This window comes from Vibrio sp. 1078-1 (assembly GCF_033340475.1).
On the sequence record NZ_JAWOWM010000475.1, the window covers coordinates 1 to 643 of the forward strand.

Consider the following 643-nt stretch of genomic DNA (forward strand, 5'->3'; position numbering starts at 1 on the left):
CGCACCGCGCTCTACTGTCATGGATGAGACTTACAAAGTCGCTATGACTCGATTTGATGACCGCATACGAGTGGCTGGCACCGCTGAGCTTGCCGGTTTCGACCCATCCTTGCCACAAAAGCGCAAAAACACGATTGAGATGGTGGTTCGCGATTTGTTCCCTCGCGGCGGTGATTTCAGCCAAGCAGAATTCTGGACAGGATTTCGCCCAATGACGCCAGATGGCACACCAATCATAGGTGCAACGCCATACGACAACCTCTTTACTAATACCGGGCATGGGACGTTAGGGTGGACAATGGCATGTGGTTCTGGGCACTTATTGGCCAATATCATGACAAGTGAAAAAGCCAAAATCATGGAGAACTCAGAGCTCAACTTACTTCGTTACGCGTAAATAATCGCACAAAAATCAAACAGACCTTTATTCCACATACTGCATAGTAGTTAGCATTTTTAACTCATCGAATATGCAGCACATTAAAATGACAACGTGCTGCATATTTAATCAAACCAATAAATTCCCCATCTAATTGCGCACAATAATCAACTAGAACCAAATTTTAACAACACCAAGCCATTCTGTGCCCACCATCACGCTATAAACGATTTATAGACAAAAAAGTTAACAATTGCATTACAA

The 643-nt window shown here is 43.9% G+C and carries 1 protein-coding gene; it reads left to right on the forward strand.

Annotation, left to right across the window (positions count from 1 at the left end; all coding sequences use genetic code 11):
- Positions 1–397 (forward strand): FAD-dependent oxidoreductase (locus tag R7190_RS28275; RefSeq protein WP_318137978.1); only part of this gene is annotated, 397 nt, incomplete at its 5' end.
- Positions 398–643 lie beyond the last annotated feature (246 nt).